Raw genomic sequence first — 22,390 nt, forward strand, 5'->3', positions numbered from 1 at the left:
CCACGTGATATTCCATGTCTTCGCGCCGGCCCTATGCTTCCAGCAAAGTCATGCGCTCAGCTTAGTGCCGCATCGAGGGCCGGCACGATCTCGAACAAGTCGCCCACGATGGCATAGTCCGCCACCGAGAAAATCGGCGCCTCCGGATCCTTGTTGATGGCAACAATGGTTTTTGAATCCTTCATGCCGGCCAGATGCTGGATTGCCCCGGAAATCCCGATCGCGATGTACAGGGACGGCGCCACAATCTTGCCGGTCTGACCAACCTGCCAGTCATTGGGCACGAAACCCGCGTCGACCGCGGCGCGCGATGCCCCCATGGCGGCACCCAGCTGGTCCGCCAGCGGTTCCAGGATCTTGAAGGCGTCGGCGGAACCTAGGCCGCGGCCACCGGCAACGATGATTTTCGCCGCGGTGAGTTCCGGCCGGTCGGACCGGGCCAGTTCGCGGCGCACGAATGCAGACTTGCCGCTGTCCCCGACTGCAGCGATATGTTCGATGGCAGCCGAACCGCCGCCCGCGGCGGCATCAAACCCCGTGCTGCGCACGGTGATGACCTTGACCCGATCGGTCGATTGCACGGTTGCGATCGCATTGCCGGCGTAGATCGGACGCCGAAAGGTGTCGGGGGTGTCCACCTGGGTGATCTCGGAGATCTGCGCGACGTCTAGTCTGGCGGCCACGCGCGGCAATATGTTCTTGCCGTAGGCGGTGGCTGGCGCCAGGATGTGCGAGTAGCCAGCTGCGATCGCCAGCACCTGCTCGGCCACGTTTTCCGCCAGGCCATCGGTGAACTGTGCGCCGTCGGCCACCAGTACTGTCGAGACGCCGGCAATCTGGGCCGCTGCTGCGACCGCGGATGCCGCATTGCTCCCGGCAACCAGCACGTGAATCTCGCCGGCGCACTGCGAGGCTGCAGTCACGGTGTGGTGGGTACTCGCCTTCAGGCTTGCGTTGTCGTGTTCTGCAATAACCAGTGCAATCATCATTGTCCTCATCAAATAACCTCGGCTTCGGTGCGCAACCTCGTGACCAGGGTGGCTACGTCCGGCACTGTGATGCCGGCGCCACGCTTGGCGGGCTCGGCCACATTAAGCGTCTTCAGGCGCGGGCTCACGTCCACCCCCAACTGGTCCGGCGTGATCGTCGCGAGCGGCTTTTTCTTTGCCTTCATAATGTTCGGCAAGGTGACATAACGCGGCTCGTTGAGCCGCAGGTCGGTCGTGATTACGGCTGGCAGCGACACCGAGAGTGTCTCCAGGCCGCCGTCGACTTCGCGCGTCACCATGGCACGGCCATCGGCGATAATAACCTTCGAAGCGAACGTGGCTTGCGGCCAGCCCAGCAGCGCAGCGAGCATCTGCCCGGTCTGGTTGGCATCGTCGTCGATTGCCTGCTTGCCCACGATAATGAGCTGCGGATGCTCCCGGTCGGCCAGCGCTTTGAGCAGCTTGGCCACCGCCAGCGGCTCGGGTCGGGCGCTGGTTTCCACCAGAATGCCCCGGTCGGCGCCGATGGCCATGGCGCTGCGCAGGGTTTCCTGGCACTGGGCCACGCCCACGGAAACGGCCACCACTTCGTCGGCCTTGCCCGCTTCTTTCAGACGGGTCGCCTCTTCCAGGGCGATCTCATCGAAAGGATTCATCGACATCTTGACGTTGGCGATATCCACGCCAGTGCCGTCGGATTTGACGCGCACCTTGACGTTATAGTCCACCACGCGTTTCACGGGTACCAGAACCTTCATACGTTTTGCCTTTTGGTAACTTGAGCTAACTTGAATTAACGAACCGAGACCAGCCCCCCGTCGACCGGGAACATCTGCCCCGTGATGAAGCGGGAGTCGTCACTGGCAAGAAACACCAGGACCGGCGCCAGGTCCTGCGCGCAGTCGCCGAACCGGCCGCCCAGCGGAATGGCCACCTTGGTATCGGCGTCATGCGCCGCCAGGTCTTGCGCAGAAAGGGCATTGCGGAAGTTTTCGTACATGGGGGTGACCACATAAGGCAGCACCGCGTTGACGCGGATGCCATCCGGCCCCCACTGGCGTGCCACCGTGCGCGTCCAGGTGTGCACCGCAGCCTTGGTGGCGGCATACAGCGCGTTGTTCAGTTCACCGGTCAATCCTGATTCCGAGCCAAAGTTGATGATGTTTCCGGCACCGTTTTTCAGCATCAGAGCGCGCGCCACGCCGTTGGTATGCATGGTGCCGCGCACATTAATGTCAAACAGCAGGTCATACAGCGCATCGTCGATCTGGTCCGGCGGACAGTGGCGATGCACCCCCGCGACATTGATCAGCACATCGAGCCCGCCCATGGCCTCGCTGGCATGGGCAAAGGCCGACTCCACCTCTGCCCGGCTGCTGACATCGCAATGGCGATAGCCGGCGTGGCCAGCGCCGCCGCTGTTGGCATCGGCCGCTACCGCCTCGCCCAACGCATCGTTGACGTCCATGGAAGTCACGCTCGCGCCTTGCGCGACGCAGGCGCGCACGAGCGCGGCGCCAATCCCCTGCGCCCCACCTGTAATGATGATTTTTTTCCCTGCGAGCTTCATGTTCGGTCTCCGTTTTTGTCTTGATGCATGGCTGGCGCCGCAATGAGGAAGCACCAGTTTCCCGGCTAGACGCTAGGGTTTTGCCTGCAGCAGCTGCACGATGCTGGAGAAATCCAGTGCCCCGGCGCCTCCCGCGCTGTGCAGCGCATACAGGTTGCGCGCCAGTTCACCCAGGGGAATTGGGGCTTTGACGCCCATCGCCGCTTCGGCCGCCAGCCCCAGGTCCTTGAGCATCAGGTCGACCCCGAAGCCGCCGCTGTAACCACGCGACGACGGTACGTTATCCATCACGCCGGGAACCGGGTTGTATCCGTCCAGCGCCCAGTTGCGGCCTGAACTCTTGGCCATGATGTCCGACAGCACGCGCGGATCGAGGCCGTTGGCCATGCCCAGCGCCAGCGCTTCGGCCGTGCCGGCCATCAGTATGCCCAGCAGCATGTTGTTGCAGATCTTGGCACTCTGTCCGGCGCCATGCGCGCCGGCGTGGAAGATGTTCTTCCCCATCGCCAGCAACACCGGCCAGGCCCGTTCCAGCACATCCGCCGGGCCACCCACCATGAAGGTCAGGGTACCGGCGGCCGCGCCGCTGGTACCGCCGGACACCGGGGCGTCAAGCATCGCCACGCCGGCCGCATCGGCCGCCCTGGCCACCGCTACGGCGGACTGGGTGGCGATGGTGCTGCATTCGAGAATCAGGGCGCCGCGCCGAATCCGCCCGATGACGCCGTCCGCGCCCAGATACAGGCCCTCCACATGGCGGCTGGCAGGCAGCATCGAAACAATCACATCGGCGTCGGTCACCGCCGCGTTGGCCGAGGCGGCGACCGCGGCCCCGGCGTCGGCCAGCGTCTTCAGCGCGGCCGGCGACAAATCGAAGACGCTTAGCGTGTGGCCGGCCTTGAGCAGGTTCAGGGCCATCGGCCCGCCCATGTTGCCCAGCCCGATAAATGCAATATGGCTCATCGTGTGTTCCCGTGTGGATGCCCCAGGTCGGCCAGCGGATGTTGTTGCGCTACCCAGGGGCTGTTCAAGAAATGGTCGGTGGTGCTGGCGTCCTGCCAGGCCGGCTGCTGGTCCTTGTCGATCAATAGCGCGCGGATGCCTTCAGCAAAATCGCCCTGGGCGGCGCAGTGCAACGCCACCCCGTATTCCAGGCGAAACACGTCGGCCAGCGACAGATGCGGCGCAGCCTGCAGCAGGCGCCAGGCCAGCGCCAGCGAACCCGGCGCGCCGCGCGCGGCCGCTCCCACCGCCTTTTGTAGCCACGCATCGGCGCTGTGGCATTCGGCCATGGCCTGCAGCACCTGCTCCAGGCTTTCGCGCGTACAAAGGTGGTCGATCAGGTCCTGGTGCTGGCGTAAGGGGCCGGGCGCCGGTACCCCATGCATCTCCTCGGCGCAGCGCAGAACCGCGCCCAGCAGACGGTGGTTGCCAGCATGGTCGGCGTCCCAAGGCTGGCAGAGCAAGGCCTCCATTACCCCGCATTTGTCGGCCTCCTCCAGCACCCGGTCCGCCAGCCCGATGTAGCGCGCATCGGCCGCGTTGATGGAGGCGCCGGTCAGTGCCAGAAACAGGCCCAGGCGCCCGGGCATGCGGCTCAGGAACCAGGAGCCGCCCACATCCGGAAACAGCCCGATGCCGATTTCCGGCATGGCCAGCCGGATCTTTTCGGTGGCGACCCGGTGGCGCGCGCCCGCCATCAGTCCGATCCCGCCACCCATGACAATACCGTGTCCCCAGCACAGGATCGGCTTGGAATAGGTATGGATCTGGTAGTCCAGGCGGTACTCGCGGGCGAAAAACTCTTTCGCATACCAGTTGGCGAGCACATCGTCCCGCTGCCCGGCAAGGCGTTGGCTGAGCATGCTGCTGTAGAGATTCTGCAAGTCGCCGCCGGCACAGAAGGCCTTCTCGCCGGCGCCTTGCAGCAGCACCATGGCGACCCGTTCGTCCTCGGCCCAGGCCGATAGCTGGGCCGACAACAGATCGATCATGTCCAGCGATAGCGCATTCAGGGTCTTTTCGGCGTTCAGCGTGAGCACGCCGATCAGGCGGCCGTTTTCGGCCTGCAGCGTGTCGACCAGCACCGGCTGGCTCAGGGCCACAGCGCTCATTGGTTTTTCCATTGCGCCGCGCGCTTGGAAAGGAAGGCGTTGACGCCTTCCCGCTGATCCTCGGTGTCGAACAGGTCGATGAACAATTCCCGCTCGACCGGCAGCCAGTTGGCCGGCGGCTGCAGGCGTGCGCCCTGGATCAGCCGCTTGCAGGCGGCCACGCTGGACGGACTCTGGCGGTCCACCTTCGCCGCCAGAGCCAGGGCGGCGGCTTTCGCTGCGCCTTTGGCCACCACTTCCTCGACCAGACCGATGCGCAGCGCGGTGGCCGCGTCGACTCTCTCGCCGCACAGGATCATGCGCTTGGCCCAGCCTTCACCAACCAGCCAAGGCAGGTTCTGGGTTCCGCCCGCGCACGGCAGCAAGCCGACCGCCGCTTCAGGCAGGGCCAGTTGCGCCTGCTCCTCGGCGATCCGAATGTCGCACGCCAGCGCGCACTCCAGGCCGCCGCCCATGGCATAGCCATTGAGCGCGGCGATCGACACGCCGCGAAACCGCGACAAGGCTTCCATCGCTTCGCCAAAACGGCGCGCCATTTCCCGCGCCAGTACCTTGTCGCCGTCGGCGAAGACGTTCAGGTCGGCGCCGGCCGAGAAGAATTTTTCGCCCTGTCCGGTGATCACCAGGCTGTACACGTCACGGTTGGCGTTCAACTCCTCGATCAGGCGGGTCAGTGCCGCCAGGCTGGCGCAGGTCCAGGTGTTGGCAGGTGGATTGGCCAGTGTGACGACCGCGGTATGGCCGACGATTTCAAGTTCCAGGTTGGTAAATCCGCTCATCTGATTTCCTCTGTATTCGATTGTTCAAGCAGGTGGCGCGCAACGATCACGCGCATGATTTCATTGGTGCCTTCCAGGATCTGGTGCACCCGGGCGTCGCGCAGGTAGCGCTCCAGCGGGTACTCGCGGATGTAGCCGTTGCCGCCATGGATCTGCAAGGCCTGGTCGCAGACCTTGAAGCCGATGTCGGTGGCGATCCGCTTGGCCATTGCGCAATACACCGTGGCATTGGCGGCGCCCGCGTCGAGCCTGGAGGCGGCCAGGCGCACCATCTGGCGCGCCGCCACCAGCTCGGTCTGCATGTCGGCCAGTTCGAACTGCAGGTGCTGGAACGCCGACAGGTGGCTGCCGAACTGGCGCCGCTCGCCCATGTAGCGGCATGCAGCATCCAGGGCGGCCTGGGCCGCGCCGACCGAGCAGCTTGCAATATTGATGCGTCCGCCATCGAGTCCCTTCATGGCGATGCGAAAGCCGCCGCCCTCGCTCCCGAGCAGATGATCGGCGGGCACGCGCACATTGTCGAAACTCACCACCCGGGTAGGCTGGCTGTTCCAGCCCATCTTGACTTCCTTGCGGCCGTACGTGATGCCGTCCGTGTCGGCCGGCACCGCAAAAGCGCTGATGCCTTTTGGCCCGGCGGCGCCGGTACGCGCCATCACGATCAGCAGATCGGTCGCCCCGGCGCCCGAAATGAAGGCCTTGGCGCCATCGAGGTGGTAGTAGCCGTCCTTGAGCACTGCGCGCATGCTCAGCGAGCCCGCGTCCGAGCCGGCGCCAGGTTCGGTCAGGCAGTAGGAGCCGAGCTTTTCGCCGCTGGCCAGCAACGGCGCCCAGCGTTCGCGCACCGCCGGACCGGCCCAGGTGGCCAGCATCCAGCTGACCATGTTATGGATCGTGATATACGCCGTGGTCGATGGGCAGGCGGAAGCCAGTTCCTCGAAGACAATCGCTGCATCGAGCCGGGCCAGGCCCAGGCCGCCCACGTCCTCAGGCGTATACATGCCGCAGAAACCCAGCTCGCCGGCCTTGCGGATGACGTCGACCGGGAAGATGCACTCCGCATCCCAATGCGCCGCAAGCGGCGCCATCTCGCCGGCGGCAAATTCCCGCGCCGCCTGCTGGAAGGCGCGCTGCTCTTCCGAAAGTTCGAAGTCCATGGGGGCCTCCGCCTTACTTCAACGAGATGGTGGTGTTGACCGGACCGGCCACGCTGCTGTCGTCGAACCAGCGCGCGGTGATGGTCTTGGTCTGGGTGTAGAACAGGATCACCTGCTTGCCATACGGGCCCAGGTCGCCCAGCTTGGAGGCGCCCGAGCCGGTGAACGAGAACAGCGGGACCGGCACCGGGATCGGCACGTTGATGCCGATCTGGCCCGCCTCTACCTCCTCCTGGAACTTGCGCGCGGCGGCACCGGACTGGGTGAAGATGGCGGTGCCGTTTCCGTTCGGGTTGGCGTTGATGAAGGCAATCGCTTCGTCCAGCGTGCCCGCCTGCACCAGGCACAGCACCGGCCCGAAGATTTCCTGGTCGTAGATCGCCATGCCTGGCTTGACGCCGGAAAAAATCGTCGGCCCGACGAAGTTTCCGTTGTCATAGCCCGGTACGTTGGGCCGGCGTCCGTCCAGTTCCAGGGTGGCGCCGCTGGCGATGCCCTTGGCGATAAATCCCTCCACCCGATCCTTGGCGGCGCAAGAAATCAGCGGTCCGACATCGGTGCCGGGCTCGCTGCCGCCACTGATCTTGAGGGTGCGCGCCTTTTCCACCAGGTCGGCGATCCACTCGTTGGCCTCGCCGACCAGGATCGTCACCGGCAGCGCCATGCAGCGCTGCCCCGCCGCGCCGAAAGCCGCGCCCAACAGGTTGTTCAAGGTCTGCTGCTTGTTCGCGTCCGGCAGCACGATAGCGTGGTTCTTGGCGCCCATCATGCACTGCACCCGCTTGCCCGCCTGCGAGGCGCGGTGGTAGACGTGGGTGCCGACCTTGGTCGAGCCGACAAAGGAGACCGCCTTGATGTCCGGGTGGTCGCAAATGGCGTTGACCACTGCCTCGCCGCCGTGCACCACATTGAGCACGCCCGGCGGAACGCCTGCCTCGAGCGCCAGTTCGACCAGGCGCATGGTGACCATTGGATCCTGCTCGGACGGCTTGAGCACGAACGTATTGCCGCAAGCGATAGCCATCGGGAACATCCACAGCGGGATCATCGCGGGGAAGTTGAAGGGCGTGATTCCGGCGCACACGCCGATCGGCTGTTGCAGCGTGTAGGTGTCAACGCCATTGGCAACATTGTTGGCGATTTCGCCCATCTGCAGCGTGCCGATATTGGCGGCGTGTTCCACGACTTCGAGGCCGCGGAAAATGTCGCCTTCCGCGTCGGCCAGGGTCTTGCCCTGCTCGGCCGTCAGCAGCGCCGCCAGCTCTTTCATGTTCTCGCGGATCAGCTGCTGATACTTGAGAAAAATGCGGGCGCGGGTCCCGATCGGGGTCCTGCGCCAGGTCTTGAAGGCCTGCTTGGCCGCACCGACCGCTGCATCGATCTCGGCAGCGGTGGCCAGCGGAACTCGTCCCAGCACTTCCTGCGTCGCCGGATTGATCACATCCTGCCATTGCGTGCTGGACGACTCGACGAATTCGCCATTGATCAGCAGTTTTACACGGTGGAGTTCTTTACTGGTGGTAGTCATCGGTACAAATCCTTGAAATTGTCGGTGCCAGGCACGATGGAAGTTGGGCATTGACTGCCCATGCTCGAATTACATCAATTCACTGCGAATAATCAGGTCAATCCTGGCCGCCTGGACGGCGGCGTGGAGCGATCGGTGTCCCACCTGGGATCGCGCCGCTCCTGCAACACCTGCTGGCGCAATGTGGCAGCGTCCGGCAACGGAGCCCACTCCTCCCAGCGTTTGCGCATCCAGCTCCTGATCTGCTCCTTGCTGGGGCGATCGAAGTCATCCATGATTTTCTCCATATCAGAAGCACCTGAGGGGGTGCGGCAATGCGCTCTGCAACCGGTACGGCGGACGCAGCGTCATGGCCGCCTCATTTATCAACGATAATGTTGACTACAACTTCGAAGCTCCCGGGCGGTGATCATGTTCGCGGGCTTCAAAAGGTGTCTCCTCCAGTCCTGATGATGGTGCGCCATCTCCATCTGCTTGTCAACAACCATGTTGACTAAAAACTTAAAATCAAACGCGCTGATGAAAACTGCGGCCACAGCGCACTACGGTGTGGCTCACCCATGCAGACCGCAAATGCATCAGTGCCAGAGGCATGTCAACACGTTTGTGGACTCCTACTGCCAGTCAACAATGAAGTTGACTACATAAATTTTCTGTGCAAGACTGGTCTGACAATATGCAACGTCCACCTCTTCGCTGGAGTTCACGAGATCATGAATGACGCTTTACTAATCCTCGGAAACGGCTGTGGCGGCACCGAAGTGGCATTTGCCGCCCGCGCTGCAGGATGGAACGGCCCGATTACGCTGGTCGGCGACGAGGCTGCGATGCCGTACCACCGGCCTCCACTGTCGAAGGCCTACCTGAGCGGTGAGGCCAGCGCGGCCTCGCTCGACATCAAGACCCCGCAGTTGTACGAAAAATTCAATATCGGGCTGGTTACCGGGACGGCGGCGACGACCATCGCGCGACGCGAGCGCCACGTCACGCTGGCCGACGGCCGCACGCTGCCCTACGATCGGCTGGTGCTCGCTACTGGCGGGCGTGCGCGCCCTCTTCCAGCTGCTGTCAGCGCAGCGGGCGCTGCCAATTTTCACTATCTGCGCACCCGTGCCGATGCCGAGGCGATACGCACCGGCTTTGTACCGGGCCGGGCGCTGGTGATCGTAGGCGGCGGCTACGTCGGCCTGGAGGTGGCCGCGGCGGCGCGCAAAGCCGGCATGGCGGTGACCCTGCTGGAGGCGGCGCCGCGCCTGCTGGCCAGGGTGACGGCGCCAAGCCTGTCCCAGTTCTACCTCGACGTGCACCGTGCCGCCGGAGTCGACGTGCGTCTCGACGCCCAAGTCGAACGCTTCGAGCTGTCCGACGATAGCAGCCGCATCACCGCAGTGCTGTGCGCCGATGGCACACGCCTTGCCGCCGATCTCGTCATCGCCGGCATCGGCCTGCTGCCGAACACCGAACTGGCCAGCGCCGCTGGCCTGGCCGTCGACGACGGCATCATCGTCGACGACCAGCTGTGCACCAGCGACAGCACGATCTTCGCGATCGGCGACTGCGCCAGGGCCCGCAGTGCGCTGTACGGGCGGTCGGTGCGCATCGAATCGGTACCAAATGCTCTGGAGCAGGCGCGCAAGCTTGCGGCGCTGTTGTGCGGTCGCCAGCCGCGTCCCGACAGCGCACCCTGGTTCTGGTCCGATCAATATGATCTGGCGCTCAAGATGGTGGGACTGTCGCACGGCTACGATCAGCTGGTGCTGCGCGGCGCAATCGACCAGCACAGCTTCAGTGCCTTCTACTTGCTGGAAGGGCGCGTGCTGGCCGCCGACAGCGTCAATCGCCCACACGAATTCATCCAGGCCAAGCGCCTGGTCAACCAGCGCGCAGTGGTCGATGCAGCGCTGCTGGCGGACGATTCAATCGGCCTTGAGCAGATGATGCCGCCGCAATAAGCGCCCTATCCATTCACACCAACCGGAGATTTACATGGCAAACGTCACATTCATTACCGCGCAAGGCGTCACGACGGAACTCGATGTTGAACCCGGCATCAACCTGATGCATGCGGCGGTCTCGAACGGCATCTACGAAATCGTCGGCGATTGCGGTGGCAGCGCCAGTTGCGCCACATGCCACGTCTACCTCGCCCCCGGCGTCGAGGACAAACTGCCGCCGCCGGGCGAACGCGAGCTGCAGATGCTGGCCAGCGTTTCATCCGAGCGTAGGCCGAACAGCCGCCTCAGCTGCCAGATCGTTATGGAAGACCGTCTGGACGGCATCCGCTTGCATATAGCGGAGACCCAGTGGTAAACCGGCTTTGGACCTCAGCTGAACAACTTCGGCCACCCTTGATATAATTGCCTACGGGATTTATAAAATATAAACAACCGCAGGAGACACCCCCATGGACAGACATGACTGGTGCGAAGTGTCGCCCATTGGTGACCTACTGGTAAAGGGCGCGGTATTTCACCCCGAACGCGACGCCATTGTATTTCCCGACACGCGTAGCACTTATGGCGCGCTGCTGGACGGCGCGGTCGCGGTGGCACGTGCATTGCTGGCGCTGGACGTCAAACCGGGCGAACACGTGGGCCTGATGGCGGCGAACGGCCTGGCTTTCGTGGAAGCGTTCTTCGGCATCGCCATGCTTGGCTGCGTGGCGGTCCCGCTGCATGCGCGACACAAGGCCGGCGAGCTGGCGTACATCATCGAAAACGCCGACTTAGTAGCCGTGCTGACCACCGCCGAGGCAAGCGACCATGTTGAGTTCATGGCCCTGTTCCGCGCCGCGCTGCCGTCGCTGGCGATGGCAGCCGACCCTGCCCGCCTGGCGCTACCGGAAGCGCCGCGCCTGCGCAATATTCTGCTACTGCGAGGCGACGCCGCGCCCGGCTGCATCGGCCACCTGGATCTCCAACGCCACGCCAGCGCGACCGATGCGGCCCGGGTACACGCCGCCAGGCAGCAGGTACGGATACGCGACACCGGCGCCATCCTGTACACATCGGGTACCACCAACCATCCCAAGGGTTGCCTGCTGTCGCACGAAGCGCTGGTGCGCGGCGCCGTGCAACGCGCCCGGCGCCGGTTCCGGCACGCCGGCCATGGAGTTACCTGGGGGGCCGGTCCGCTGTTTCACATTGGTTCGCTCGCCCCAATGCTGGGCGCCATCGGCAGCGGCGGCACCTATGTGACCGATACCATTTTCGATGCCGGCCGCGCGCTCGCACTGATTCAGCGCGAACGGGCCGACACTGTTTTCCCCTGGTTCCCGGCCATCGTGCGCGCCCTGCTCGACCATCCCGACTTCAATCCCGCACGCCTGCCCGCACTGCGCTCGTTCGTCACGATCGGGCCGGCGGCGCTGATCGAACGCATCCAGTGCCTGTTGCCGCAGGCGGAATTAATCCAGGCGTGCGGCATGACCGAAACCGCGGGCATCTATGCGATCACCGGGGCCAGCGACACGGCGCGCGAGCGCACCCACAGCAACGGCAAGCCGGCGCCTGGCATCGAGGTAAGCATCCGCGACCTCGACACGGGCGCGCCGGCGGCGCCAGGAACCGTCGGTGAAATCCTGGTACGCGGCTACTGCGTCACAGAAGGCTATTACCGCGATCCGGTCAAGACCACGCAAGCCATAGATGGCGCGCGCTGGCTGCATACGGGCGACCTGTATCTGCAGGATTCCGACGGCAACCTGGTATTTCACGGCCGCCTGAAGGACATGCTCAAGGTGGGCGGCGAGAATGTGGCGGCGATCGAAGTGGAGTCGCTGCTGTGCGCCCATCCCGCGGTCAAGGCCGCGGAAGTGGTGGGCATGCCTGACGAACGCCTCGACGAAGTGGCGGCAGCGTTTATTGAAGTTAAGCAGGGGGCGACACTGACCGCAGAACAGCTGATCGCCTTCTGCAAGGGCCGCATTGCCAGCTTCAAGATTCCGCGCGCGGTGTTGTTCATCAGCGCCGAGCAGTGGCCGATGTCGGCGACCAAGGTGGACAAGCGCGTTCTGCGCACACGCCTGGCTGCGGCGCTGGCTGAAAAATAAGGTCTGGCCGCCAATTCGAAGTCAGTCGATGCGGGTAGCCGGCGGCTTAAGTCGACATCATTGTTAGCACTGGAATTATCGGTCACAGGCCAGCTTTTCGCGGTCGGAACAGGCAGGATCAAGCAGCACTCGCCATGAAATAGCGGCGCGCAGCGGTCACGTCGACTTCGATCGCCGCCTTCAGCGCATCGATGCCGTCGAAACGCAGCTCGGCGCGCAGCTTTTTGAGGAACTCGACGCTGACGATTTTTCCGTAGCACGACGCCACCGTCTCCATTACATGAACTTCGAGCAGCGGCTCGCCGTCGCGTTCAACCGTCGGACGCACCCCCACGCTCGCCACCGCCGGCAAGGGATGCGGCGCCAGCCCGTGAACCTGTACCACGTAGATGCCGCTCAGGCCGGCGGGTCCATGCTTCATCTTCAGGTTCAGTGTCGGAAATCCCATCATGCGACCCAGCTTGCGGCCGTGAACCACATGCCCGGACACGCTGAAGGGGTGTCCACGCAGCGCGCGCAAAGCAGGGAAATCTGCGCGCGCCACGGCACCGGTCAGTTGCGCCGACGCGTCCAGCCATGCCTGACCCTCGGTCGCCGTGACAACCTGGCGCACATTCGGCAAGGCGACCAACGCGGTCGCAGCGTCGTGTGTGCTGCGACTGATGAGCACATGGTCCACCCCGGCGACACGCAAGCCCGCCAGCGTATCGCGCAAGCTGCCGTGAGCCCTTGAAGTCTGCCTGGCCGGCGCCAGCACCAGGGCGGCGAGGGCAATCCCCCGGGCGCGCGCCTGCGCGCCGGCATCGGCCAGGATGCGCCGGTGCTCCCCATGCATTCCGTCAAAGTCGGCAACCGCCAGTACGCACGGCGGCAGCGCGGCACCAGCCCTGACCCCGAATAACACCTTCATGGCAGCACCTCGTCATCGGCCAGGACGCAGCTCGTATCGAACAAATGCCCCATGCGGGCCGCCTTGACGGCAAGGTAGCCTTGATTATGGTGATTGTGCCCGCTGACCAGCGCGATGCGTTCCACAATCGGTACGCCGGCTTCGGCCAGCGCGGCTACCTTGCGCGGGTTATTCGTCAGCAGCCGCAGCGATGCGACGCCGAGGTGCCCGAGCATGCCGGCGCACATGGCGTAGCCCCGCGCGTCGGCCGGGAAACCCAGGCGCACATTGGCATCGACCGTATCGACGCCCCCGTCCTGCAGCTGATAGGCGCGGATCTTGTTGAGCAAGCCAATGCCGCGGCCCTCCTGCCGCAGATACAGCAGCACGCCACGGCCTTCGGCTGCGATGCGTTCCATGGCGGCGGCGAGCTGGGCGCCGCAATCGCAGCGCTGGCTAAAGAGCGCATCGCCGGTCATGCATTCGGAATGTACGCGGCAGAGAACCGGCGCGCCGTCATTGATGGCGCCCAGCGTCAGGGCCAGGTGCTCGGCGCCGGTGTCGGCGTCCTGGAAGCCATGCAGTTCAAACTGCGCCGAGACCGTCGGCAAGCGGCACGAGGCGATATGCTGGATGGACACGCTGCACTCCGCTAGTCGGGTTTAACGTATTCGACCACTTTCAGGTCAAAGCCGGATATGGCGTGGTATTTGACGGGGGCGCTCATCAGGCGCAGCTTGCGCAAGCCCAGCGCGCGCAGGATCTGCGAACCCACGCCGACATTCAGGTAGGTCTGGCGCCCGCGCCGCGGGCGCGGCTCGAAGCCGATGTCGCGCCGCACGGTGTCGATGCTATCGAGCAGGTCATCGGCCGACTCGTGTTCCGCCAGCAGGACCACCGCACCGACGCCTTCGGCGGCGATGCGCGCCAGGCAGCGCCGGATATCCCAGCCGCTGCTGCCGGGCGCGTGGATGGCGAACATGTCCCGCACCGTGACGGCCAGCTGCACCCGCGCCAGCACCGGCTGCTCGGAATCGATCTGCCCGCGCACCATGGCCAGGTGCACATTGCCGTTAATGCTGTCGCGGTAAGTGTGCAGCATGAACGCGCCTTCGTCGGTCACCACAGGCGCCTCACTGACTTTTTCGATCGTGCTTTCGTAGACTACCCGATAGTGGATCAGGTCGGCGATAGTGCCGATCTTCAGACCGTGCTGCTGCGCGAACACTTCGAGGTCCGGCCGGCGCGCCATGGTGCCGTCCTCGTTCATGATTTCGCAAATGACGCCGGTTTCGTCGAATCCCGCCAGCCTGGCCAGGTCGCAGGCCGCTTCGGTATGGCCGGCGCGCACCATCACACCGCCTGGCCGCGCTACCAGCGGAAAGACATGGCCCGGCTGGACCAGGTCGCTGACAGTGGCGCCGCGCCCTGCCGCCACCTGGACTGTGCGCGCGCGGTCTGCCGCCGAGATGCCGGTTGTCACCCCGGTGGCGGCTTCGATTGAAATGGTGAAATTGGTCCCGAAGCCAGAACCGTTGCCATCAACCATCGCGCGCAGCCCCAGCCGTTCGCTGCGAGCCTGGCTCATCGGCATGCAGATGAGGCCGCGCGCGTGGCGCGCCATGAAATTGATGTGTTCGGCCGTTACGCATTCGGCGGCCATGACGATGTCGCCCTCGTTTTCGCGGTCTTCGTCATCCATCAGCACAACCATCTTGCCGTTGCGGATATCCTGGATGATCTCTTCTGTCGAATGTAATTGCATATGGATTCCTGCCCTGGGGCGACCCTGCGGTCAAACCTGCATCGCCACTGCGCCGGGGAGCTTCCCGGCGCCGCCGTGTGCAGCGCATGAAACGATTATGTGACCGCCCCCGGCCTTTGTCAACGCTTATGTTGACTCGAAACAGGACCTAGTAGGCGTAAAAGCCCTGCCCCGATTTGCGTCCCAGCCTGCCCGCATCGACCATTTCGCGCAGCAGCAGCGCCGGCCGGTATTTTGAATCGTTGAAGTCGTGATAAAACACGTCCATCACAGCCAGCAGGGTATCGAGGCCGATCAGGTCGGCCAGCGCGAGCGGCCCAATCGGATGGTTGGCACCCAGCTTCATGCCTGCATCGATGTCCTCGGCGCTGGCCAGGCCCTCCTGCAGCACGAAGATGGCTTCATTGATCATCGGCACCAGGATGCGGTTGACCACGAAACCGGGCGCATTCCTGACCCCGACCGCTGTTTTGCCGATGCGCTGCGCCAGCGCCAGCGTTGCCGCAAACGCCGCATCACTGGTTTGAATGCCGCGAATGACTTCCACCAGGCCCATGACCGGTACCGGGTTGAAAAAGTGCATACCCACCAGTCGCGCGGGTTGGGCCAGCGAGGCGGCCAGTTTGGTGATCGACACCGACGAGGTATTGGTGGCGATCAGGCTGTCCGGCCTGGCGACAGCGTCCAGCGATTGCAGGATGCCTTGCTTGATGGCCAGGTTTTCCGTCGCGGCCTCGATCAGGAAGTCGCACTCGCCCAAGTCGTCCAGGGCGGCAGCCCGCTGGATACGCTCCAGCACGGCGGCACGCTCCTGCGCGCTGATTTTCTGTTTGGCGGCCAGGCGCTCCAAGCTGGTGTCAATCCGGGTGATTCCGGCCTGCACCGCACTCTCGCTGATGTCGTACAGCCGCACTGTCAAGCCGGCGCTGGCGCACACCTGGGCAATACCCGCGCCCATCAGGCCGGCGCCGACAATACCGACAGTCTTAATTTCCATGATTTTCCTTGCAAAGTAAGGGATTGGCAGGTGCGCGCACCGGGCCCGTTCGCATGACCGCTTACATGCGTTCGAAAATGGCGGCGATGCCCTGGCCACCACCGATACACATGGTGACCAGCGCATACCGGCCGCCCGTGCGATGCAGTTCGCTGATCGCCTTGATGGTGATGATGGCGCCGGTGGCGCCGACCGGATGGCCCAGTGAAATGCCCGAGCCGTTCGGATTGACCCGCGCCGGATCGAGGCCGAGCTCGCGCGTGACCGCGCAGGCTTGCGCGGCAAACGCTTCATTCGACTCGATCACGTCCATGTCGTCGGTGCGCAGGCCGGTGCGCTCGAGCACCAGGCGCGACGCCGGCACTGGCCCGATACCCATGTAGGCAGGCTCCACCCCGGCATGGGCGTAGCCAACCAGGCGTGCCAGCGGCCTCAAGCCGAGCGAAGCGGCATGGGTGCCATCGGCCATGACGATGGCGGCGGCGCCGTCATTGAGGCCCGAGGCATTACCGACAGTGACCATGCCATCTTTCTTGAAGACCGATTTCATCGCCGCCAGCGACTCGGCGCTGACGTCCGCCCGCACATGCTCGTCGGTGTCGAACAGGACCACGCCCTTGCGCGAGTTCAGCGCCACGGGAACGATCTGGTCCTTGAAATAGCCTGCCGCAATGGCGTGCGCGGCGCGGCGCTGGCTTTCCAGCGCCAGCTCATCCTGCATCTGGCGCGTGATCCCGTAGCGCTCCGCCACATTTTCCGCCGTGATCCCCATGTGCATGGCCTCGAAGGGGTCATGCAGGATGCCGGTCACATAGTCCAGCGCCTGGGTGTCCCCCATGCGTGCGCCCCAGCGCGCGGACGGCAGCACGTAGGGGCCCCGGCTCATCGACTCGGCGCCGCCGCCGATGGCCAGGAGGGCGTCGCCCAGCATGATGGTCTGGGCCGCCGAGACGATCGCCTGCAGGCCCGAGCCGCACAGGCGGTTGACATTGAAAGCCGGGGTTTCCTTGGGAATCCCGGCCTCCATGGCCGCCACCCGGCTCAGGTAAGCGTCGCGCGGCAGGGTGGGCACCACGTTGCCCATCACCACGTGGCCGATCGCGGCGGCCTCGGCGCCTGAGCGCTCCAGCGCCGCCTTCACCACCGTGGTGGCCAGGTCGCACAGCGGTACATCCTTGAGCGCGCCTCCAAAACTGCCGATGGCGGTGCGCGCCATCCCGACTACAACAACTTCTGCTTGTTTCACATTGCCTCCTCTGCTGTTACTCTGCTGTTAAAGACCGCTCGCGGCAATGCTCTTGGTGGTCGCCACATCCCATACCAGCGGCAGGTTGCGCACCGAACTGACGATGCCGCCCTGATGCCCGATGGTGGCGCCCGGTGCGATTGAAAACTGCGGAATGCGCGCCAGCCATTCGGTCAGGGTGGCGATGATTTCGCGCCGCGCCAGGTGCTGCCCCAGGCACAGATGCACACCGTGGCCGAAAATAGTGTGCGATACCTTCTTGCGCGAAAAGTCGACGTGCATCGGGCAGGCGTTTTCGCGCTCGTCCAGGCCGGTCAGCAGCTGCGGCAACAGGATCTGGTCGCCCTTTTTCATCTGCACGCCCTGGAACTCGAAGTCCGAGGTCAGGATGCGTCCGTCGGCCACCAGGCCGAAGCGGCGCAGCAATTCCTCGGTGGCGGCGGGAATGCGCTCCGGGTGATCGATCAGTTCCTGCCGGTGTTCCGGGCTTTGCGCGAGAAACTGCATGCAAAAGGCCAGGAAATTGATCACGGTGTCCACGCCGCCCACCAGCAGCAGGCCAGTCATGCGCAGCGCCTCGTACTTGCTGACCGGGCGCCCGTCGACCTTACCGCTGGCGATCTTGCTGATGGCGTCGTCGCCCGGGGCCAGCATGCGCGCGTCGACGATCGGTCCCAGGTATTCATACAAGGCATCGCGCGCCTCAGCGAACGTCATCGAACCGTCCGGACGGGTCATCTGGTCGGCCAGGTTTTTCAGGTACGGAATGTCCTTGTCGGGCAAGTCGGCCAACATGAAGAAAATCCCGATCGGAAACGGCTCGGCAAAGTCTTTTGTGAAGCTGCACTGGCCGAGCGGGCGCAGGCGCTCGATCAGCTCGACCGCCAGAGCCTGGATGCGCGGCTCCATCTTGTCGACCACGGGCATGCCTACCGTCACGCTGACCAGCGCCCGGAATTTGCGCTGATCGGGCGGGTCCATTGAGGTAGGAATGAAATCGTAGGCTTCGCCCACCTCGCGCGGAATGAACGGGCACTCGCTGGAAAAATGCTTGGTGTCCTCCAGCGCGCCGCGGATCAGCTGGCCGCGGGTGGCGATCCAGTGGCCGCCGTTATGGCGCGTCCACACCACGTCCGGCACGCCGGGCGCCTGCAGCCGCGCGTAGGCTTCGTGCACGCCGTCGGCAACGCCTTCCGGGTTGTACATATCAAAATCAAACACCAGTTCCTGGGGAACGTGGGGCGGCAATGGGGCCAGGCTGGAAGCCGGAGTGATCTCTGTCGTCGTCATGGTTAGCTCTCCTAGGGTTACAGGGTGGGATCGATGACTGGCTTGATGGCTTCGCCGGACTTGACCAGCGCCAGCGCCTTGTTCGCGTCGGCAATGCCGACCCGGTGGCTGACCAGGCCAGCCAGCGGATAGCGCTCCTGCAGGCGCGTTGCCAGATGCAGCGCCTCGTAATAGTGCTTGGGCTTGGCGAAGGTGGCGCCGGTAACCTTCATGTTCTTGATGGTCAGGTCGCGCGGGGCGATGGGCTGGGTGCCGATCGCGCCCCACAGGCCCAGCACGATATAGCGGCCATGGGTGCCGGTCAGGTCCACGCCCTCCGGGAAAGCGGGCAAGGCGCCGGCTGCTTCCACCACCACGCTGGCGCCGCGCGGGCCCAGCAGATCGGCCACCTGGCGCTTGCGCTCGTCGGCGCTGCTGCCCTTGAGGGAGATGGCCGCCGTTGCGCCCAGCGACATGGCCACTTCCAGTCGCTTGTCCGAATGATCGAGCACGATGATCTTTTGCGCCCCCGACACGGCCGCCACCAGCACCGCCGCCAGGCCCACCGGGCCGGCGCCCTGCACCACGACGGTGTCGCCCAGTCCGACCGGACCGCCCTGTTCGAAGCCGCGCAACACCGTCGGCAGCGCGCAGCCGAGCGCGGCGATCGCATCGGGATCGGCATGATCGGGAAGTCGGTAGAACGCCATGCCGTTGGGCAGCCACGCGTAATCGGCATAGCTGCCCCAGTTCGGTTTTTCTGCGTGCTGGAAGAAGGTGGAGTTGTCGCAGGGCGTCTGGTCGAGCACGGTGCACGAATGGCAGCGATGGCACAGCGCGATCGGCGCCCAGTACACCAGGTCGCCCGCTTTGACCGGCGTGCCGGCGTAGTCGGCGCTGACGCCGGCGCCCAGTTGCTCGATCCGCCCGATGCCCTCGTGACCCAGGATGATCGGGAACGGCATGCTTCCCGCTTCACCGGAAACGATGTGCACGTCGCTGCCGCACACGCCGCCCAGCACCACGCGCACCAGCGCCCCGCCCGGCTCAGGCGCCACTACCGGCACGTCCCATGTTTCGACCCGGTTCGTCTCGACCATTACCGCTGCTCTACCGTATTTCATGTTGTCTCCGTGGTTGTCGTTGTCATTTCGTTCACTACGTGGCGCGCATGCGCCGCAGGCAGCACGGCTGCGCACACCTGCGCCAACCAGCTCACCGTGACCAGTCCGGCAAATTCGCCAGGCGCAAGCCAGCAGCAAGCGTCATGCTCCCAGTTCAGCATCACCGTGTCGGTCGCGCTTTCAAAATGAAAAGCGTGTACCAGCCAGGTGCTGCCATCTTTCCCCGCCAGCGCCAGCACCCTGCGCTGCCTGAGCTGCAGCTGTGTGGACGCGATGCCGGCTTCCTCGTCGATTTCCGCCAGCGCCTGGACCAGGGCGTCGCCGCCGGGTGGCAGGAAACCGGTGATGCAGTGCCAGCAGCCGGCGTCGCCGCTGACGCAGGCGCTGCGCCGGAACAGGCCGACCGCCCCGCCGTGGGTCAGCAGCGCGGCAACTACCTCGCGCGGCTGTCTGCCGGATGCCAGTGGTTTGCTTGCCATGGCGCTGTGCTCAGGCGGCGCGGCGCGCCGGTTCGGCGGGGCGCACCGCCGCCTTGACGGTGGCGCCGGGCAGCAGAAAGGTGGCCAGCGCAGGCATCAGGATCAGGGCGCCCAGCATGTTCCAGACAAACATGAAGGCCAGCAAAATTCCCATGTCGGCCTGGAACTTGATCGGCGACCAGAACCAGGTGATCACCGCCGCCGCCAGCGTGATGCCGATCAGTGCCACCACCTTGCCGGTGAAGACGAGCGCTTTGGCATATGCTTCCGCCACCGACAGGCCCAGGCGCTGCTGGCCCAGTTGCACGGTCAGCAGGTACAGCGAATAGTCGACCCCGATGCCGACCCCGAGCGCCGTGACGGGCAAGGTGGCCACCTTGACGCCCATGCCGAGCATGACCATCAGCGCCTCGCACAACACGGAGGTGACCACCAGCGGGAGGACGGCGACCACCACGGCGCGCCAGCTGCGGAAGGTGATGTAGCACAGCACGATCACGGCCAGGTACACATACAGCAACATGGTGCGGTTGGCACGGCTGACGGCGATATTGGTGGCCGCCTCGATGCCGGCATTGCCGGCCGCCAGCAGGAACTTGCGCTCGGCGGTGTTGTGTTCGGCCGCGAATCGTTCGACCGCGCCCACCACCCGCTCCAGCGTCTCGGCCTTGTGGTCCTTCAAATAGGCAATTACCGGGGACACCGACCTGGCCTCGTTGAGCATTTCCGGATTCGAATCGAACACGTAGTTGAGCGCGTCGGCGATCACGGCCGGATCGCGGTTGAGCGTGATCCACTTGTCCGACCCCTCGAAACCGGCCGAGGTATAGGCACGCGCCAGGCTGGCGGCCCCCACGGTGGTTTGCACACCCGGCAAGCCGCGCAGGGTTTCCTCCAGTCGGTCCATTTCCAGCATCGTTTCAAAACTGATCAGCCCCCCCTCCGGCGTGGCGACGATCACCGCAAACTGGTCGCTCGACAGTTGATAGTGGGAGGTGATGTAAGCGTTGTCGCGGTTGTAGCGCGAATCGGCGCGCAGTTCCGGCGCGCCCGGATCAAGGTCGCCAATCTTCAGGTTGGTAGAGACCACAAAGCCGGCAACGGTCAGCAGCGTGGTGGCGGCGATTACGCCAATGGCCCGGCGGCGCTCGGTAAAGCGGCCCAGGAAGCGCATCACAGGGTGGTCGCTTTCGGCGCTTTTCAGGCTGCGCGCCGCTGAAGCCGCACTGACGCCGGTGTACGACAGCAGGATCGGCAACAGGATCAGGTTGGTAAAGATCAGGACCGCGACCCCGATGCTGGCCGAGATCGCCAGGCTATGGATGACCGGAATGTCGATCACCGACAGCACGATAAAACCGACCGCATCGGCCAGCAGCGCGGTCAGGCCGGCCAGGAACAGGCGCCGGAAGGTATAGCGCGCGGCCACGTAGCGGTGAGTGCCGCGGCCCACATCCTGCATGATGCCGTTCATCTTCTGAGCGCCGTGCGAGACGCCGATAGCGAAGATGAGAAACGGCACCAGTACCGAATACGGGTCGAGCACGAAGCCGAGCAGTTGCATCAGCCCGAGCTGCCACAGCACGGCCACGAACGAACACACCACCACCAGCAGCGTGCTGCGCGCGCAGCGGGTGTACATATAAATGATCGCCGTGGCGATGGCCGCCGCCGCCACGAAATAGACGAACACCTCCAGCATGCCATTGATCAGGTCGCCGACCAGCTGGGCAAAGCCGATGACATGGATGCGCACGCCGTCGCCGTGCTCGGTGCGGATTTTGTCGAGTTCGTCGCGGAACGCCCGGTAGTCGAGCTTTTTGCCGGTAGCGGCGTCGATTTCCACCAGCGGCACGAAAATCGTGCTCGACTTCTGGTCGTTGGCGACCAGCGAACCGATGATCCCGGCGCGGTTGACGTTAAAGCGCAGCTGCGCGATGCTCTCGGCCGAGCCGTCGTAGGTGTCTGGCATCACCGAGCCGCCCTTGTAGCCGGCTTCGGTGATCTCGGTCCAGCGCACCACCGACATCCACAGCGACTTCATGAAGGAACGGTCGACGCCGGGAATCAGGTAGACCTGGTCGCTGATCTTGCGCAGTTTCGCCAGGTAGGCGGCATCGTAGATATCGCCGCTGGGGTTTTCCACCACGATCCGCACTGAATTGCCAAGGCCGCCGAGCGAACTGGCGTGCGCGCGGTAATTCTGCACGAAGGGGTGCGAGGACGGCATCATGCTCTCGAAGCTGGCATTGATTTCGAGTGCGAGTCCGCGGTAGCCCAGGAACAGTGTCGTGAGCAGGCAGATCACCAGCAGCACCACTCGGTTGTTGAAGATCAGCCGCTCGAGCAGGTGTCCCGATGTTCTGTCGAACAGCGCGGGCGAGGCCACCACGGGCATCGCGTCAAGTTCGTTGGTAGGTGCATGCATGATGA

The 22,390-nt window shown here is 64.5% G+C and carries 21 protein-coding genes; 3 read left to right on the forward strand and 18 right to left on the reverse strand.

What is annotated here, in order from left to right; all coding sequences use genetic code 11:
• Positions 1–56: 56 nt before the first annotated feature.
• From ACFPN5_RS03520 to ACFPN5_RS03560, 9 genes are all read right to left on the reverse strand, one after another.
• Positions 57–986: an electron transfer flavoprotein subunit alpha/FixB family protein gene (locus ACFPN5_RS03520; protein WP_379780916.1), complete on the reverse strand. Its 930-nt coding sequence runs from the start codon at positions 984–986 to the stop codon at positions 57–59.
• An 11-nt stretch (positions 987–997) separates the two neighbouring features.
• A complete protein-coding gene (locus ACFPN5_RS03525; protein ID WP_379780159.1) occupies positions 998–1,747 on the reverse strand; it encodes an electron transfer flavoprotein subunit beta/FixA family protein in 750 nt (249 codons plus the stop codon).
• 35 nt (positions 1,748–1,782) lie between these two features.
• A complete protein-coding gene (locus ACFPN5_RS03530) occupies positions 1,783–2,559 on the reverse strand; it encodes an SDR family NAD(P)-dependent oxidoreductase (protein ID WP_379780161.1) in 777 nt (258 codons plus the stop codon).
• 72 nt (positions 2,560–2,631) lie between these two features.
• Entirely contained in the window at positions 2,632–3,522 is an 891-nt protein-coding gene (gene mmsB / locus ACFPN5_RS03535; RefSeq protein ID WP_379780163.1) for a 3-hydroxyisobutyrate dehydrogenase, read from the reverse strand.
• Entirely contained in the window at positions 3,519–4,658 is a 1,140-nt protein-coding gene (locus tag ACFPN5_RS03540; protein WP_379780918.1) for an enoyl-CoA hydratase/isomerase family protein, read from the reverse strand. Before ACFPN5_RS03540 ends, mmsB begins: the two co-directional genes overlap by 4 nt.
• Positions 4,659–4,669: 11 nt before the next feature.
• Positions 4,670–5,452: an enoyl-CoA hydratase gene (locus tag ACFPN5_RS03545; protein WP_379780165.1), complete on the reverse strand. Its 783-nt coding sequence runs from the start codon at positions 5,450–5,452 to the stop codon at positions 4,670–4,672.
• Entirely contained in the window at positions 5,449–6,609 is a 1,161-nt protein-coding gene (locus ACFPN5_RS03550) for an acyl-CoA dehydrogenase family protein (protein ID WP_379780167.1), read from the reverse strand. The genes ACFPN5_RS03545 and ACFPN5_RS03550 overlap by 4 nt, the downstream gene beginning before the upstream one ends.
• Before the next feature lie 13 nt (positions 6,610–6,622).
• Entirely contained in the window at positions 6,623–8,137 is a 1,515-nt protein-coding gene (locus tag ACFPN5_RS03555) for a CoA-acylating methylmalonate-semialdehyde dehydrogenase (protein WP_379780169.1), read from the reverse strand.
• 92 nt (positions 8,138–8,229) lie between these two features.
• Positions 8,230–8,412, reverse strand: a complete 183-nt coding sequence (locus ACFPN5_RS03560; protein ID WP_379780171.1) for a hypothetical protein — start codon at positions 8,410–8,412, stop codon at positions 8,230–8,232.
• A gap of 438 nt (positions 8,413–8,850) precedes the next feature.
• Between ACFPN5_RS03560 and ACFPN5_RS03565 the strand changes: the two genes are divergently transcribed.
• The 3 genes from ACFPN5_RS03565 (at position 8,851) to ACFPN5_RS03575 (ending at position 12,188) form a co-directional block, all read left to right on the forward strand.
• Entirely contained in the window at positions 8,851–10,089 is a 1,239-nt protein-coding gene (locus ACFPN5_RS03565) for an NAD(P)/FAD-dependent oxidoreductase (RefSeq protein WP_379780173.1), read from the forward strand.
• A 34-nt stretch (positions 10,090–10,123) separates the two neighbouring features.
• Complete coding sequence (locus ACFPN5_RS03570; RefSeq protein WP_379780175.1) at positions 10,124–10,447, forward strand: 2Fe-2S iron-sulfur cluster-binding protein; 324 nt, start codon at positions 10,124–10,126, stop codon at positions 10,445–10,447.
• A 94-nt stretch (positions 10,448–10,541) separates the two neighbouring features.
• Positions 10,542–12,188: a class I adenylate-forming enzyme family protein gene (locus ACFPN5_RS03575; protein WP_379780177.1), complete on the forward strand. Its 1,647-nt coding sequence runs from the start codon at positions 10,542–10,544 to the stop codon at positions 12,186–12,188.
• 118 nt (positions 12,189–12,306) lie between these two features.
• Here the strand turns inward: ACFPN5_RS03575 and ACFPN5_RS03580 are convergent, their stop codons facing one another.
• From ACFPN5_RS03580 to ACFPN5_RS03620, 9 genes are all read right to left on the reverse strand, one after another.
• On the reverse strand, positions 12,307–13,098 hold the full coding sequence (locus ACFPN5_RS03580) for a riboflavin kinase (RefSeq protein WP_379780179.1): 792 nt from the start codon (positions 13,096–13,098) through the stop codon (positions 12,307–12,309).
• Entirely contained in the window at positions 13,095–13,712 is a 618-nt protein-coding gene (ribA, locus tag ACFPN5_RS03585; RefSeq protein ID WP_465263162.1) for a GTP cyclohydrolase II, read from the reverse strand. The genes ACFPN5_RS03580 and ribA overlap by 4 nt, the downstream gene beginning before the upstream one ends.
• Before the next feature lie 17 nt (positions 13,713–13,729).
• Positions 13,730–14,842, reverse strand: coding sequence for a bifunctional 3,4-dihydroxy-2-butanone-4-phosphate synthase/GTP cyclohydrolase II (gene ribBA / locus ACFPN5_RS03590; RefSeq protein ID WP_379780183.1), 1,113 nt, complete (start codon positions 14,840–14,842; stop codon positions 13,730–13,732).
• Positions 14,843–14,990: 148 nt separating this feature from the next.
• The gene (locus tag ACFPN5_RS03595; protein WP_379780186.1) at positions 14,991–15,839 is read right to left on the reverse strand and encodes a 3-hydroxybutyryl-CoA dehydrogenase; all 849 of its coding nucleotides are present in this window, start codon (positions 15,837–15,839) and stop codon (positions 14,991–14,993) included.
• A 61-nt stretch (positions 15,840–15,900) separates the two neighbouring features.
• Complete coding sequence (locus ACFPN5_RS03600) at positions 15,901–17,085, reverse strand: acetyl-CoA C-acyltransferase family protein (RefSeq protein ID WP_379780188.1); 1,185 nt, start codon at positions 17,083–17,085, stop codon at positions 15,901–15,903.
• A 27-nt stretch (positions 17,086–17,112) separates the two neighbouring features.
• Entirely contained in the window at positions 17,113–18,375 is a 1,263-nt protein-coding gene (locus ACFPN5_RS03605) for a cytochrome P450 (RefSeq protein ID WP_379780190.1), read from the reverse strand.
• Between the two features lie 17 nt (positions 18,376–18,392).
• Complete coding sequence (locus tag ACFPN5_RS03610; RefSeq protein ID WP_379780192.1) at positions 18,393–19,478, reverse strand: zinc-binding dehydrogenase; 1,086 nt, start codon at positions 19,476–19,478, stop codon at positions 18,393–18,395.
• Positions 19,475–19,957 (reverse strand): NUDIX domain-containing protein, encoded by a 483-nt coding sequence (locus ACFPN5_RS03615; protein ID WP_379780194.1) that lies wholly within the window; start codon positions 19,955–19,957, stop codon positions 19,475–19,477. The genes ACFPN5_RS03610 and ACFPN5_RS03615 overlap by 4 nt, the downstream gene beginning before the upstream one ends.
• Before the next feature lie 10 nt (positions 19,958–19,967).
• Complete coding sequence (locus ACFPN5_RS03620; protein ID WP_379780197.1) at positions 19,968–22,385, reverse strand: efflux RND transporter permease subunit; 2,418 nt, start codon at positions 22,383–22,385, stop codon at positions 19,968–19,970.
• Positions 22,386–22,390 lie beyond the last annotated feature (5 nt).

Origin of the sequence: Massilia niabensis (genome assembly GCF_042655085.1) — a bacterium.
In the GTDB taxonomy this organism is placed as follows: domain Bacteria; phylum Pseudomonadota; class Gammaproteobacteria; order Burkholderiales; family Burkholderiaceae_D; genus Telluria; species Telluria niabensis.